Here is a 15,877-nt window from a genome sequence, read left to right as displayed (position 1 = left end):
GCATCGCGCGCTCGACGGTCCACTCCGTGTCCGCGTGCGGCCGATCACGAGGGATCGCTGTCCGTGCCCGGGGCCCGCGAGTTGACCGGGCAGGCGACGCTGCTCCTGGCGGGCCCGCCCGAGCGGCCGAGAGGCGCCCGGTCGGCCCTCGTGCCAGCATGGAAGGAGCCGACGGAGTTCGGTCAGGGGGCGTGACCGATGTTCCATCCAGGGGGCATCATGGCGGCCCAAGGCACCCCGGAACCAGAGCGCGGCCCCCTCGCGGCCGACCCGCTCACGTTCGTCAACGGACTGCACACGCTGTGGGGCCACCCCGGCGTGCCCGACACCGGACCGGGCGTCCACGTGGACCTGGTCCGGCCCGGCGACTTGGTCGCTCTGTCAGTCTTCGCGGCCCGATGCCGGTTGGTGAGCGGGGGCGGGGGCAGCCCGCCGAGACTGGAACCCCTCCCCGGCCACACGGCAAGGCTGGTCGTCCGCTTCGCCTTCCAGCACCTCGGGGAGCACATCGTCACACCGCCCGCGGGGCCGGGTGAGGGCCCCCAGGCGCGGGTCAGCCCGCCGGTCGCGGTCTGCCCCGCGCGCGCCAGCCGACTCGTGTTCGACATCCCGCAGGGTGAGTCGGTCGAGTTCTCGAGTGCGGGCATCCTGGCCGCGATGAGCCGACTGCGCATGCGTGTCCCGCCCCTCGCCCGCCCCGGAGACGTACCAGCCGGTGGCGGCGCCCGTTCCGGGGCGCTCGAGCGGCCCTCCGGCCCGGTCCTGCGCCTGCACGACGGAGTCGTCGCCGACCTCACCCCGATGGGCGCCGTGGTGCGTGCGGCTTCGGGAGACGCGCCCACGCAGGCGCCCGAGGCCGCGAGCCTGGCCGACGTGGCGGCGCGGGCCCGTGAACTGCGCGCAGCACGGACCGAGTTCGCGCTGCGCACCCCGTCCAACCCCGAGGACCTGCCGCTCCCCGACACCGTGACCCGGCCGACGTCCGTGACCATCGAGGGCAGGAGCGAGGAGATCCCGCCTCTCGTCAGCCAGGAGATCACCGGCTTCCTGCCCTCGCTGACGCACCTGAGCCGCCGCCCGGCAGCCGACGAAACGGCCCTCGAGGCCCCGTTCCGGCTCGTCCTCTCCCCCAGCGACGAGGCGTCATGGGCCCACGCCGTCCGCCCCGTCGCAGCCCTCGACGCGCCGGGCCACATCGAGCTCTGGCACAGCAGACTGGCCGTCGGCGCGGCGCGGCCTGACGGAACCGTCGCGCCCGACGAGCACAACCGCCTGCGCCGGATCGTCCGTGCCGTGTGGGCGCGGGACCGGGACTGGATGGCCGACCAGTGGAAGCAGCAGTCGTACCTGCCGGGGCACGCTACGAACGATCCGTTCCCCATGTCACTCGACCGTGCGGACCGCCACATGCTGGTCCGCCAGAGCGCCGAGACCTGGTTGCTCAGGAACGCGGCCATCGGGGCGTCCGCGGTGGTCGGTCCGCAGCCGATCGCCGTGGACGCCCTGTGGTTGTCGGCGCTCGGAGCGTGGCTCGACCTGCACGGCGAGTGGGACGTCGGTCCGTACAACAGCGCCGGTGTGGAGGCGGTCCTGGGCTGGGACCACGAAGCCCCTCTGGGCCGCGATCAGTACGTACGCGTGGTCTACCCCGGCTATCTGTACCCGTTCGGCCACCGGGCGGCGCTGGTCAAAGTGACCGAACGGCGCATGAAGCCCGGGCCGACCTCCGTGGCGGAGCTCCACCAGCGCACGTTCCTGGTGCTCGATGAACGCGTACGCACCTATGCCGACACACACGACTTCCCCTTCTGGCGGGTGGAGATCCGTCCTTCGGTCACACCGCCCCTGGACGAGCCCAGCAGGTCACCCCGCGAATCCCAGGACACGCTCTTCTGGCCCTCCACCGACGGTGCGCGCTTCCGGTTCGTCGTCGATGCGCTGGACCAGGACAACCAGCCGGTCAGGCTGCACATGCCGATGATGTGGGTGGCGGGAGACCACCACCGCTACCCGGACATCGATGACGCGTACGACAACGACCCCCTCAGCGGACGCCGGGTCGCGGCGCTCGGACAGCAGATCGCCTACGGCCCCGTACGGGCTGGCGGTGACACCGCGCTGCCCACCACGGCGGTGTGGCTGCGCGGCAAGGCCAGGCTGTGCGACTCGACCCCGCACATGAGCGCGGCCGAAGTGACCCTGCCCGCCGTCACCCACCTGTCGCCGCTCAGCGGACCGGTGCCCATCGCGTACCACGACCGCTACCGCGCCGTCGGGTTCACCGAGGCCGACACCGCGGAGCTGTGGGCCCGGGTGCTGATCCAGGGAGAGGCCCCCGGCGAGCACTCCACCGACCCCGTGGCCCCGGCCGTTCCGGTGCTGCGCTTCCTGCCGGACGGCTCCGCGCCCCCGAGCTCCGGTGCCGGGCGGCCGCCCGGAACGGCGCGGGCCGGAGGCGTCGTCAACCCGGAACTTCCCCTCCGCGGGCTCTCGCGCCGCACGGGCGCGGTGGGCGAGACGCATGCGCTGACGACGGCCGGGGCCTCGCCCAAGGACTTCCTGAGCGGGGCGGACCCCACGCTCTTCGGCCTCGTCAAGCTGTCGGAGGTGGTCAAGGCGCTGGCCCCGGGTGCGGCCGGGGCTCCCGCCCTCATCTCGCGCACGATGGACCGGGTCGAGGCGTTCCTGGCCGATCTGGACCGGCTGAGGGAGGCCGTCGACCAGGCCGTGACCGAGGCGCGCAAGCTCGTCGACCGGGTACCGGAGGGGAAGTCCGAGGTCCTGCTGGAGGCTCAGAAGACCCTGCGGGAAGCCAAGGACGCGCGGAGCACCGTCGTCTCGAAACTGAAGGAGGTCCCCGCGCTCCTCACCTCCCTCAAGGACAAGAAGCCCGACGAGATCGCCGCCGAGATGGTCACCCTGGGCCTCGAGAACGAGATCGCGCGCCTCCGCGCCCTCGCTGCCAAGCTGCCGCCGTTCATCCGGAGGATCCTGGAGGCCCTCGCCGACCTGCTGGCGGACCTGCGTGGCTTCAAGGACCTCGCCGAGGACATCGGACGGTTCGCCAATGACCTCGCGCAGAGCAGCGCGGAGGTGCGGTTCCGCTACTCCTGGGCCCCGCTGCTGAACACGCAGTGGCCTGCCAGCAACCCCGTGCTGCGGCTCGCACCGGACAGCCTGCAGTTCGCGGTCGAGGGCCGGGCCAGCGGCAAGGGCCGCATGGGGATCCGCGCGCTGGCCGAGCTCCGCGACTTCAGCCTCGAGCTACCCCCCGGCGAACCGCTGGTCCGGGCCGGATTCGACCATGCCTGCTTCGCCGCCGGAAGCGGCGGCAAGGCGGAGATCGACGTCGTCTTCGGCAAGGTCGAGTTCCTCGGAGCCCTCTCCTTCGTCGAGGACGTCACGAGCCTGATCCCGCTGGACGGTTTCGCCGACCCGCCGACCCTGAACGTGACGGCCGAAGGGCTGTCCGCCGGATACACCCTCGCCCTGCCGAACATCGCCCTCGGCGTCTTCACCCTGAGCAACCTGTCCCTGGGCGCCGACCTCCAGGTCCCGTTCTTCGGCAAGAGCGTCACGTACGGCTTCAACTTCTGCACCAGGGAGCGCCCCTTCACGCTCGCCGTCGCCTTCATCGGCGGCGGTGGCTGGCTCGGGCTGCGCCTGTCCCCCGAAGGCCTGGACGTTCTTGAGCTCGGCCTGGAGGCGGGCGCGGTGCTCGCGGTCGACCTCGGTGTGGCCTCCGGGTCGGTGTCCGCCATGCTCGGCATCTACCTCCGCCTCGAAGGCGACTCCGGTTCGCTGACTGGCTACTTCCGCCTGCGCGGCGAGCTGGACGTCCTCGGCCTTGTCTCGGCGTCGGTCGAGCTGTACATGTCGCTCACCTATAACTTCGCCACCGGCACGATGACGGGCGAGGCCATGGTCACGATCGAGGTCGACGTCGCCCTCTACACCGGCCGGGTCCGGATCCGGGCCCGCCGCGAGTTCTCCGGCCATCGCAAGGACCCCTCGTTCGCGGAGATGATGGCCGTCACGAGCGGGGCCTCACCGGCGTGGACGGAGTACTGCGGCGCCTACCGGAAGGAATGAGCGATGCCCTCCGAACGCTGGATCGCCTTCGCCCTGCCGTACTCGGCGGCCGCCACCAGTACGTTCCACGTCTCGCTCTACCTCACCCCGCTTCTCGATCCCGGGCACGAGGACGCGGTCCTGTCCGAGTTCGCCGTCTTTCCCGACTGGGCGCAGACGGCCAAGACCACCCTGGACATCCAGCTCATGGACCAGAGCGGCCCCCTCGCCTGCACCCCGCTCCGCGACCCCGTCGATCCGGCGGCCTGGCGTGCCCTCTTCCCGCCCGACACCCCCGTACGGCGGCCCGCGCGGCCCGACTGGACCGGGCGTCGGTGGCGGACCTTCGACGCCCGATACGTCCACGACGCGGCCAAGGGCCTCCACTTGGCCGCCATGTTCGCGTCCCCCACCGACCCGCCGACCCCTACCGGGCACCCGGCGACAGCCGGCGTCATGCGCCTGGCCAGGAGGTTCGAGGCGGTCGACGCAGGTGAGGACGGCGCCCGCGGGACGTACGACGAACGGCGCGTGACGGCCGCGCTGGACGAGGACACCGAGCACCAGCGGGACCTGAAGGAGCTCGAAGAGCACGTCGCACGGCTGAGCGGATGGCACCGCCTCACCGCCGAACTCCACCGCTGTCGCCGCTACTACGAGCGCCCCGAGGGCCAGTACCCGTACCGCCGCCGACCGGACCCGAAAGCTCACACCCCGAAGATCGACACACCGGAGCCGGAGTTCCACGAACGCTGCGCCATGGTCGGCGACCACCCTGCCCTGCTGCGCGCGCTCGGCCTCGTCATCGACCTCAAGGTCGCCGAAGCCGACCTGCCCCGGCTCCGCCAGGCGACGTACCTGACGGCTCTGGTCGAGTCCACCGGGGACGCCAGGCGCTGCCATCCGACCCGCGTGAGGTGCGCCCTCGGCGACCACGGCGCCCTGCTCACCGTCCCTCAGGACGGCGCATCCGACTGGCTCGCCGGTGGCCTGCGGGTGGGGAACCCGGACCTGTTCTCCGTACTGGACGTCGACACCGACGGCAGTGCGCTCAAGACGGACCGCTTCCTGTGGACGCTGCCCCGGCTCTTGCGCGTCGAGGGCGAGGCGGACGCGGTGAACGCGGCGGCGCCCGCGCTCAGGGCGGGCGGCTTCACGGTCGTGCGGACCGGTCGGGCCCGCACCACGCAGGCACGGCTGAAGCGCCAACGCACCCTCGAAGAACTGTTGGGCACCCCGATCCCCACCGTCCTGTACACCGAGGACGTGGTGCGGGGCGTGCGGGTCGAGGTGTGGGACGCCACGACCCGTCAGTGGGCCTCGCTGCACCGCAGGGTCGTCGACGCCGAGGTGCCGGGCCACGGGGCCCTCCTCACCGCCTGGGAGGAGACGGCGTTCATCCAGGGGACCGCCGCCGATGAGACCCCGGGCGTCACCGATTCACCGATCCACGTCCACGAGGCGGTGTTCGGCTGGGAGGGGTGGAGCCTGTCCGCCCCCAGACCCGGACGGCTACTGGTCCGCGAGAACGGGCAGGAGGTGGTCCGGGACCCGCACCCCCACCCTCCGACCGCGGAACTCACCCACCCGCTACTGATCACCACCAGGGTCGCGCCGGGCACCCTGCCCCGGCTCCGATACGGCCGGAGGTATGCCTTCCGCGCCTGGGCCGTGGACCTCGCCGGGAACTCCCGGCCTCCACGGCCGTCCGCGGCACACGCCAGCGGGCAGCGTGACGGGCCAAGCGACGGGCCGTCGCGGGAGGAACTGATGCGCGTCCTGGAGCGGCTTCTGGCCGGATCCGCCCAACCCGCCCGCTCCGACGACGCGGACGAGGAGCGCGAGGGCCTGGCCGAGTTGCTCCGGGAAGCGACGCTGCGGGCACTGGACGGCCCGAGGTCCGGGGAGCCCGCGCCCGAGCCGGGGTCGGCCGAGCCGGGTCTCGCGCAGGTGGTCCTTCCAGAGGCCGATTTCCCGGAAGCCGGGCCGGCCCACACAGCACTGGCGGACCTGGGGCTCACCGAAGCCGTCCTCGCCCGGCTCCGCGAGCGCCGTCCCCTCGGCGACCCGCCCGCCCCCGCGACCCATACCGTGCGCCACTCAGTGATCGAGGCAGCGATCGCCGCAGCGCTACGGGACCGAGGCCGGCCCTTTCTGTTCAGCGCTGGCTCCCGCTCCGCCACCCAGATGGCCGACATGATGGCCGCCGAGCTGGCTACGCCGCCCGGCGAGGGCCAGGCCACGACGGCCGAGCAGGCGGCGACGACAGCCTACGAGACGATCACCGCCCAGTACCCGTTCCTGCGGTGGGACCCCGTGACCGCCCCCGTTCCCGTCCCGCGCGACCGCTACACCGAGGGCGAGTCGTTGCGCGTGCTCGTCGTGCGCTCCGGCGTGACCCAGGACCCCGACACGCTCGCCCTCACGGTCACCGGCCCCGCCGCGTACGCCTCGTCCGTACAGGCCGCCCACCCCGCGCTGGACCTGCGCTACCACGACACCTCCCAACGCCACCTCGCCCCGCCCAAGACCAGCCAGACGCAGGCCGAACTGCACGGGATGTTCGACCGGGCGATCGGGTCCAGCGACCCCGCCGACCTCCGCGCGATGCTGGGCTGGGCCCTTCGCGAGAACGGCTCCTTCCTCGACCTCCACGTGGCCGACCTCGACGACCCCTCGCGGCGCCTGCCCCAGCCCGCCGTCCGCCTTGAGCACCAGCCGGGCACCCCCGGCGGGAACGTGACGCTGCCCTTGGCCGCCCCCGGCGACCCGCTGCCGTCCGGGTACTACGTGGTGCACGACGTCGATGACCTGGTCCTGCCGTACCTGCCCGATCCGCTGGCCCACGGCATCGCGGTCGTCTTCCCCGACGCGGGCGGGGGCACAGGGATCGGCTCTCCGATCCGGAGCGAGGGATTCACCGCCGCCTATGGCGGTGCGTGGCCCGCCCTCCAGCCCTTCCGGCTGGTCCTCGGTGGCGGAGCCGAGCTCTCCGCCTCGGTCACCGGCCGGGTGCTGGACTTCCGGCTGCCCGCGGGCGACGTACAGCGCTTCCGGCTGTCCAGCTCGGTGGCGGCCGACCAGCTGAAGCTGCTCGGGCCCTGGGGCAGCCTGCCGGAGGACGTCCGCGACAACCCGGCCGTCGCCGAGGCGGCGGCGGACGGCTGCCTCTGGGGCCTGACCCCGTTCGAAGACGTCCTCCTCGTCCATGCCGTACCGCGGCCCCTCGAAGTGCCCCGGCCCACCAAGGTCCTGCCCTACCGCCACGTGGGAGAGACGTCGGTGACGCTGATCGGCGCCGTGGACGTCCACGGGCCGAGCACCGACAGCCTCACCGCAGAGGCCCGCTGGACCGACCGGATCGACGACCTGTCACTGCCCCGGGACGAAGAACGGCAGGCCACGGCAGTGGCGTTCACGACCCACATCGCCCCCGACGAGGACCTCGCCCTCCTGGCCCCCGCCGACGGACCCCCCAGTCAGCTACCCCCGGCCCTACTGCGCGCCCACCGCGCCGTCCACGAGTTCGGCGACACCCGCCACCGCAACGTCACCTACCGGTTCCGTGCCACCACCCGGTTCCGTGAGTACTTCCACCAGGATCTGCTCGCCGCGGACCCCGAGTTCCCGCCGGTCGACAGCTCCCGTGCCCACGACGACGGGCTCAGCGTCGTCGGCCCGCCGGTCGTGGTGTCCGTGAACTCCAGTGCGCCGCCCGCGGCCCCGATGGTGCACTCGGTCATCCCGCTGTTCCGCTGGTCGGACGCGACCGACACGGAACAGCCCATGGCCCGGCGCCACGGCCGCCGGGCCGGGGTACGCATCTATCTGGAGCGCCCCTGGTGGAGCAGTGGTGAGGGAGAGCTGCTGGGAGTGCTCCTGTCCAGCGCGAGCCCGGAGGACGAGTTCCCCTTCGTCTCGCGGTGGGGCACGGATCCGGCCTGGACGGGTGGCACGATCGCCCGCCGCGCCCTCGAACCGCTGCGCCTCGACAGCCTCGTGCGGTATGCCCGCTTCGACGACCGAGGCCAGCCCGGCCGCCCCGTTACTTCCCCTCAGCAGCTACCGCTCCCGGACCCCTCTTCTCGCCCCCAGTCCGTGATCGTCGTGGGCTACCGGCCTCAGTACAACGCCGAGCGACAGCTCTGGTACGTCGACGTGGCCCTCGATCCCGGCCCCGTCTCCTGGGCGTTCGTGCGCCTGGCTGTGGCCCGGTACCAGCCGGACAGCATCCCCGGCTGCCACTTGTCGCCGCCGGTGCTCTGCGACTTCGTCCAACTGCCTCCCGAGCGCACCCTGCGGGTCGGGCGAACGGACGACCGGCACGTCCGGGTGGTGGTCAGCGGCCCGGTGGGCACCCGAGAACCGCTCGGCGGTGAGGCGACCCCGGAGAGCCTGGCAGAGGCGATCGGGACGAACCGCACGCTGATCGCCCGGCTCCAGCGCAGGGTGGCGGGGATCGACTCCGACCTCGGATGGGCCACGGTGACCACGAAGACCCTGACCGGCCAAGGCTTCGGCGTCGACTCGTCCGAGTACGCCTGGCTCGCCGAACTCGACGCCGGTACCACGGTCCCGCTGCGACGCCCCGGGGAACCCTCCGACTGGCGCGTGGTCGTCGAGGAGTGGGAACTGCTCCCCGGCGACCCCCCTGCCCCCGCCGACATGTCCGGCCCGGCCACCCTGATCCGCCCGGTCTGGGAGGAGCGCCTGGTGTACGCGGACGAGATCGCTCTCTGACCCGGACGGCCACGAAGGACAGGCCGATCTGGGGAACCCCCGTAGGGCCAGCGGGGCGCCCCCCGACCAGGCGTCGGCGCGGACGCGGTCGTCCCGTGCTGCCGTGAATCGGCCAACTATCCGCGGGGAAGAAGTGAACCCACCAGCCTGCCGATGCACACTCGTTTTTCCCTCACGTGGCGGCACTTGGGCCGCGCCGACGCGATTCAGCCGGAATGACCGAAGCCTGATGAGAGCGCGTGAGGCCGATCCGTGTATTCCCATGTCGGGGGTCATGGATTCTGGCACGTCCATTGACGTCGCATTTCGGCACTCATTTCGCTGTTGCGGAAGACATGCAGGAGCGAACTTCGTGCAGGCGTCGGGAATGGGCCGCCCTCCGGGTCCCTACGCTCAAATGCGTATGTGCGGCGTCTGATCAGCCAACCACGCTCTCCACTATGCGGCGACATCCGTGAGGGGAGCCGCATGTCTGTGAGGAGGACCGAAATGATCGTGCACATCGACTTCCACCGTGCTCGGAGGATGCTGGCCCCGAGTCACAACCACTCGAGTATCGCCCCGGTGTTCACCTGGAACGACTGAGGGATAAGGGATAAGTGCCAGATTCCGGGAATCGCCGGTCTGCGGTTCCCGGAACCTCATGGGATGGAGGAATCGTTGACAGTCAATGAATCCCTCGGAGCCGGCTGTCCCCGGATGGTGTGCGTCGAGTTGCGGGCACTTGTCTGGCCCCGCCCGGGCGCGGTACGGCACACGCTCGCCATCGCCCCGAGGGGCGGTCTTTTCGAGATCAAGGCGGCGCCTGAGGACGTCGCGGCGGTCCTGGCCCGTTGCGACGGTGCGACCCCCCTCGAGGAGATCGTCCGCGGCACCGACGACCCTGCGGGCTACCGCGAAGTCCTCGGCAAGCTCACGGAGCTCGGTGGGCTCAGCACGGAGGAGCCTTCGGCGGGCGCGGCCCACTGGCTCCGGTTCGAGCAGGGGGCGGAGGCCGATCCAGGGCGGGTGAGCGCCACTCCCCTGATCCTCACGGGCGACGCGGAGCTGACCGACGTCGCCCGCGTCTGCCCGGCGACCGCCAACTTCGCTTCGGTGGAGGTGGCTTCGAGGGCGGGCCTGGCGGCTGCCCTGGCGGCGCACCCGGCCGGAAGGCCCGTGGTGCTGGCTCTGCGTGACCGCTTCGACCTGGGCTATCTGGAGTCCCTGAACGACTTCTGTGCCGAGCACCGGGTGCTGTGGTCGTCGTTCCACCTCAGTGCGGGCCGCGGCTGGGCCGGGCCTACGGTCGCGCCGGGCCGCACCCCCGACTACCGGGACCTGCTGGGCCGACGCCTGACAGCGGCCGAACGACCCGATGTGCACGCCGCGCTGACCGGCGACGCCGTCTTCGGCGCGGGGTGCGGGCCGACGCCGTCCGAACTGCTGTGGATGCTGTCCTACCTGCTGATCGACGTCGAGCGCTGGGTCGCCGGGGTCACCGCGTGGTCGCTGTGGGCCGAGATCGAGCTCGACCCGGTGGAGCTGACGATCGCGCGCCACCCGGTGCTTCCGCTGCCCGACAGGCCGCTGGACGACGACACGCCGCCCTTCAACGAGCGGCTGCTCCTTGACGACCGTACCGGCCTGATCGCCTCCCACCAGATCTTCCAGCACGACGCGTCCGTCCCCGACCGGCTGGTCACAGTGCAGACCAACGTCGCCGACATGCGCCGCCTGTACACCTGGGCCAACAACGTGGTCTGCGGCGGGACCGCGTTCCGCGACTTCCGGGCGGCCCGCAGCGCCGCGATCGGCGAAGCCGTCGAGCGCTACTGCGGCAACTGCGTCACCGAGACCGTCGATGTCCGCGAGGCCTCGTACCAGGAGCTGGAGCGGGCGGGCGAATCCGCGCTCGACCCGAACCGTCTCGTGCTGTACTCGGACCGGCTGTACGACAGCCCCGGCTTCCCGTTCGTCCGGTTCACCCATGACCGGACCACCCACTGGGTGCGGGGCCGCTCGCTCACCACCGACCGGCCGATGTGGGTCCCGGCCAGTCTGGTGTACGTCAACTGGTACATGGACCAGTACGCGGACGTCCCGCCGACCAACTTCCTCTACTATCCGGGGCTCGCCGCGGGGCACACGCTGGATGCCGCGCTGGTCTCGGGGATCGAGGAGGTCATCGAGCGGGACGCGACCATGATCTGGTGGCTGAACCGGCAGCCGCTGCCCAAGGTGGATCTGCCCGCCGAACTCGCCGCGCTGTGGGCCGGGCGGCCCGCCGAACTCGGCCAGCGCGCCTGGCTCATCCACCTGGACAACGAGTTCGACGTGCCGGTCCTGGCGGGAGTGGTCGAGAACCGCGTCGAGAAGCTGTTCACCATCGGCTTCGGCGCCCGTCCCGACCCGGTGGACGCCGCCCGCAAGGCCTGGGGCGAGGCGTTGACCCTGCAGGACGGCACCCGGGACTTCGACGACCCCGACGGGCTGTTCCGGCAGGCGGTCGCAGCTGGCTGGACCAACGCCATGGTCAAGCCCTGGCGCAAGGACCGCGCCTACCTCGACGACTACGCGAAGGACTTCCACGACGTCAACGACCTGCTGTGCCAGCAGCAGCTGTTCTTGGACCCGCGCGCCACCGAGGTGGTGCGGCCCTGGGTGGACACCCCCACGAGCCGCCCGGTCGACGGCCTGCCGCGGCTGCCCGACCGCGCCCTGGCGACGTACCGGGACGTGGTCGAGAAGCGCGGTTACGAGATCATCTATGTGGACGTGACCACCCACGACGTCGCCAAGACGGGTTTTCGTGTGGTGCGGGTGCTCATCCCCGGCCTTGTCCCCAACTTCCCGGCGGCGTTCCCCTTCGTCGGCAGGAGGCGCATCCAGGACATGGCCGTCACCCTCGGCTGGCGTCAGCGGCCGCTGACGGAGGAGGAACTCAACTACTTCCCCCTGCCGCACGCCTGATGCTGCTGCACCGCCGACTCCTGGAACTGGCCACCGCTGTGCGCTGGCATATCGCCGCGGCGGTGGCTGTGGGGCTCGGCGTGACCGCCACGTACGTCGGCCAGGGGCTGCTGGTCGCCGCCGTTCTGCACCAGGTGAGCGGCCACCAGCCGTGGAGCGCCAGCCTCGGCCCGGTCGCCGGGGTGCTCGCGCTCGTCGCCGTACGGGCCGCTCTGCTGCAGCTGCGCGAGCTGTGTGTCAGCCGGACGGCGGCCGCGACCAAACTGCGCCTGCGCCGCCGCCTGTACGCGCATCTGCTGGCCCTGGGGCCTGGCCATCTCACCAGGACCCGGACGGGCACGGTGCAGTCGGTGCTGGTCGACGGCGTGGAGGCGGTGGAGAGCTACTACGCGCGCTATCTGCCGCAGCTGGCCGTGTGCCTGCTCGCGCCAGCCGGTCTCGTCGCCTATCTGACGTCGATCGACTGGGTCGTGGGGGTGCTGGTGGCGGCCCTCGTGGTGTTCGTGCCGCTGGCGCCGCGCTGGTGGGACCGGCTGCTCGGAGAGCGCGGACAGGCCCACTGGGACGCCTACGCCGCGCTGGACGCCGCCTACCTCGACACCATGCAGGGCCTCGCGACGCTCAAGGCGTTCAACGCGGGCGAGCGCCGCCGCCGCGAACTCGGCGACCGGGCCGAGGTGTTGTACCGCTCCACGATGGCCCAGATGCGCGTCTCCCTGGTCGACACCGGTCTCACCGCCTTCGGCGTCGCGGCGGGCACCTCGCTCAGCGTGGGCGTGGGCGCGCTGCGCCTGGCCCAGGGGGCGCTGGACCTCGCTGGCCTCTACGTCGTGGTGTTCCTGGTGTTCGAGTGCTTCCGCCCGTTCATCGAGCTGTCCCGGTTCTGGCATGCCGGTCATACCGCCGTCTCGGCCGCCGCGGGCATCCATGCCCTGCTCGACGCGGTTCCGCAGACTCCCGAGCCGTCCGCTCCGGTGCGGCGCGGGCGGACCGGGCGGCCTCCCGTCGTGGAGTTCGAGCGCGTCACCTTCACCTACGCCGGCCGTCTGGCCCCGGCCCTGGACCGGGTGAGCCTGCGGCTCGAGGCAGGTCAGACGCTCGCCGTCGTGGGGCCTTCGGGGGCGGGGAAGTCCACGCTGGTCTCGCTGCTGCTGCGCTTCTTCGACCCTGTCGGCGGGCGGGTCCTGGTCGACGGTTCGGACATCCGCGGGCTGCCCCTGGCCGCGCTCCGGGAGCTGGTCGCCGTGGTCTGTCAGGACACGTATCTCTTCCACGGCACCATCGCGGACAATCTCCGGCTCGCCCGGCCCGGCGCCACCGGGGCGCAGATGCGCGAGGCGGCCCGCGCGGCGGGCGCCCACGCCTTCGTCGAGGCCCTCCCGGCCGGATACGACACGCCGGTCGGCGAACGGGGGCTGACACTCTCCGGCGGCGAGCGGCAGCGCATCGCGATCGCCCGGGCCCTGCTCAAGGACGCGCCCGTACTGGTCCTGGACGAGGCCACCTCCAGCGTCGACGCCGCGGTGGAGGCCGACATCCAGCGGGCTCTGGGGAGGCTGAGCCGCGGGCGCACGACCCTGGTGGTCGCCCACCGCCTGTGCACGGTCCGCGACGCCGACCGCATCGCCGTCCTGACGCACGGGCGGGTCACCGAAGTCGGCGACCACCGCAGTCTGCTGCTGTGCCGCGGCGACTACGCCCGCATGGTCGCCGCGCAGGCGGCGCCGTGATCCCCGCCGCGCGGTGCGCTCCGCACGGCCGGGGGCTGGCCGGGCTGCTGCCCTTCACGAAGGGGTTCCGGCGCAGGCTGGTGTTCGCGCTGCTCGTCGGGATCGCCGACCAGGCGTTCGGGATCGCCGCGGCGGTCACCGCGGTGTGGCTCGTCGGCCTTGCCGCCACCGGCCACTCGGCGCGAGCCGTCGGCCTCGGCGTCGTCCTGCTCGGCGCTCTCGTGGTCGCGCGGGCCGCCGCGGCATGGGCCGAGATGTGGATGGTCCACGACATCGCGTACCTCATCCTGGCCGATCTGCGGGTGCGGGTCTTCGAGGCGCTGGAGCGGCTCACGCCGGCCTATCTCCTTGGCCGGCGCACCGGGGATCTCGCCTCGACGGTGATGGCCGATGTCGAGCTGACGGAGGAGTTCTTCGCCCACACCGTGATCAGCTTCCTGGTCGCCGTCGTCGTCCCGTTCGGCGCGCTCGCCGTGCTCGCCACTCTGCATCCCCTGTTCTTGGTGGCCGTTCTTCCGTTCCTGGCGGCAGTCGCCACCGTCCCGGTCTGGCTGGCCGCCAGGGCCGGTGCCCAGGGCAGAGAGCTGCGCGCGCGGCTCGGTGAGGTCAACGCCGATGTCGTGGACGGCGTGCAGGGGCTGCGGGAACTGGTGGCGTTCGGACGCCAGGCGGCCTGGCTGGAGCGCATCGGCCGGGGCGGGGCCGCCCTCTACCGCGCCCAGCTCGCTCACGGCCGCAGGTCCGGCGCCGAGCACTCCGCCGCGGACGCCCTGGTCACCCTGGGTATGGCTACCGTCCTGGTCACCGGCTCGCTGCTGGTCACCGACCACCGGCTGCCCGCGACGACCCTGCCGGTCGCGGTGATCCTCGCCGTCTACTGCTTCGCCCCGCTCAACGACATCCTCTCCACGGCCCGCAACTTCGGGGCGGTACGGGCCGCTGCGGAGCGCGTCTTCACCGTCCTCGACGCCCCGCCGACCGTCACCGACCTGGCCTCGCGGCCGCCCCCCGCGCCCATCGAACCCCACGTGCGGTTCCGCCATGTGTCCTTCGGCTACGGCACGGGCGGCCCCGACGTCCTGCACGACGTGAGCTTCGCCGTGGCACCGGGCGAGACCGTGGCCTTGGTCGGCCACTCGGGCGCGGGCAAGTCCACCTGCGCTCACTTGCTGATGCGGTTCTGGGACACCCGGCTCGGCTCGGTCTCCGTCGGCGGCCACGACGTCCGCGCGTTTCCTCAGGCCGCCCTGCGCGAGCTCGTCACGCTGGTGCCCCAGGAGGTGTACCTGTTCAACACGTCCGTGGCCGAGAACATCCGCATCGGCCGCCCCGGCGCCACCCGTGCCCAGGTCGTGGCGGCGGCCCGGCGGGCCATCGCCGATGACTTCGTGCGCGAACTCCCGCACGGCTACGACACGGTCATCGGTGAGCGGGGGGCCCAGCTCTCCGGCGGCCAGCGCCAGCGCATCGCCATCGCCCGGGCGTTCCTGCGGGACGCGCCCGTTCTGGTGATGGACGAGGCGGTCTCCAACCTCGACGCCGAGAACACGGCGCTGCTGCAGGCCGCGATGACACGCCTCCAGCGCGAGCGTACGACGCTGCTGGTCGCCCATCGCCTGTCGACGATCCGCTCCGCCGACCGGATCGTGGTCCTCGCGCGCGGCCGGGTCGCCGAATCGGGAACCCATCACCACCTGCTCGCCCTGGGTGGCGTCTATGCCCGGCTCGTCGCCTCCCAGCACGACGGTGTCGTCGGCCTCCCCGAACGGCCCGGCGAGTCCCCACCCGACCACGGAACCAGCGCCCCGACCTGAGCTGGTGCGGCTGCTGCCGGTGCTTAAGGCCCCTTCCGCACTCCTAAGGCCCCCGCCCGCTGGAAGATGCGGAACCTGCCCGATGTGCCGGACCCCCCTGGGAAACGAAAGTGGAGTCATCGCAGACAGCCACACACCGAAACCCAGGGGGACAGAGACATGTTCGACTACGAACTCCACCAGTTCCGCACCACCGAGCTCGCCGCCCAGGCCGCCCACCACCGCCTCGTACGAGAAGCGCGCAAGACCACCACGACGCGCTGGACACTGCTCGGCCGGGAAGCGGCCGAAGCCCGCCTGGCCGCGGGCCGCACCGAAGCCACCGCCCGCCAGGCCGACCGCTACACCCGCGCGGCCTGAGCCCGGCCCCGGAGTCGTCGCCGCCCGGGACGAGGAGAGGGAGAGAGCCGCGACCCTTACGGCCGACCGCGCATGCGTCTGCCCTTTCACACGAGGCGTGCGTGAACGATGCGGACATGACGGTGACTCAGGCCGGGGCCAACCGTCCAGCGGCTGGTCCACTGACCAGCCAAAGTCCGTCAGGGTCCCTTCACAGCCCGGCCAGACCAG

Annotated in this window: 6 protein-coding genes; all 6 read left to right on the top strand. The window is 72.1% G+C overall.

The window, feature by feature from the left end; all coding sequences use genetic code 11:
- The first annotated feature begins 198 nt into the window (after positions 1–198).
- The 6 genes from AC07A4_RS18745 to AC07A4_RS18720 all read left to right on the top strand — a co-directional run bounded on the left by AC07A4_RS18745 (position 199) and on the right by AC07A4_RS18720 (position 15,667).
- Entirely contained in the window at positions 199–4,092 is a 3,894-nt protein-coding gene (locus AC07A4_RS18745) for a hypothetical protein (RefSeq protein WP_478599703.1), read from the top strand.
- 3 nt (positions 4,093–4,095) lie between these two features.
- Positions 4,096–8,811 (top strand): hypothetical protein, encoded by a 4,716-nt coding sequence (locus tag AC07A4_RS18740; protein WP_478599701.1) that lies wholly within the window; start codon positions 4,096–4,098, stop codon positions 8,809–8,811.
- Between the two features lie 660 nt (positions 8,812–9,471).
- Entirely contained in the window at positions 9,472–11,763 is a 2,292-nt protein-coding gene (locus AC07A4_RS18735; protein ID WP_478599699.1) for a YcaO-like family protein, read from the top strand.
- Entirely contained in the window at positions 11,763–13,493 is a 1,731-nt protein-coding gene (locus tag AC07A4_RS18730; protein ID WP_478599697.1) for an ABC transporter ATP-binding protein/permease, read from the top strand. Before AC07A4_RS18735 ends, AC07A4_RS18730 begins: the two co-directional genes overlap by 1 nt.
- Positions 13,490–15,307, top strand: a complete 1,818-nt coding sequence (locus AC07A4_RS18725) for an ABC transporter ATP-binding protein (RefSeq protein WP_478599694.1) — start codon at positions 13,490–13,492, stop codon at positions 15,305–15,307. The genes AC07A4_RS18730 and AC07A4_RS18725 overlap by 4 nt, the downstream gene beginning before the upstream one ends.
- A 159-nt stretch (positions 15,308–15,466) precedes the next feature.
- Positions 15,467–15,667 carry a hypothetical protein gene (locus AC07A4_RS18720; RefSeq protein ID WP_478599692.1) on the top strand — a complete coding sequence of 67 codons (201 nt, stop codon included), beginning with the start codon at positions 15,467–15,469 and terminating at the stop codon, positions 15,665–15,667.
- Positions 15,668–15,877: the final 210 nt, after the last annotated feature.

Source organism: Streptomyces sp. NPDC043996 (genome assembly GCF_056435225.1).
This window is presented reverse-complemented; position numbering and strand designations above follow the sequence as displayed.

Excerpts from the sequence above, each read along its gene's own strand:
- AC07A4_RS18740 (WP_478599701.1), top strand. The coding sequence starts at position 4,096 with ATGCCCTCCGAACGCTGGATCGCCTTCGCCCTGCCGTACTCGGCGGCC.
- AC07A4_RS18730 (WP_478599697.1), top strand. The coding sequence starts at position 11,763 with ATGCTGCTGCACCGCCGACTCCTGGAACTGGCCACCGCTGTGCGCTGG.
- AC07A4_RS18745 (WP_478599703.1), top strand. The coding sequence starts at position 199 with ATGTTCCATCCAGGGGGCATCATGGCGGCCCAAGGCACCCCGGAACCA.
- AC07A4_RS18720 (WP_478599692.1), top strand. The coding sequence starts at position 15,467 with ATGTTCGACTACGAACTCCACCAGTTCCGCACCACCGAGCTCGCCGCC.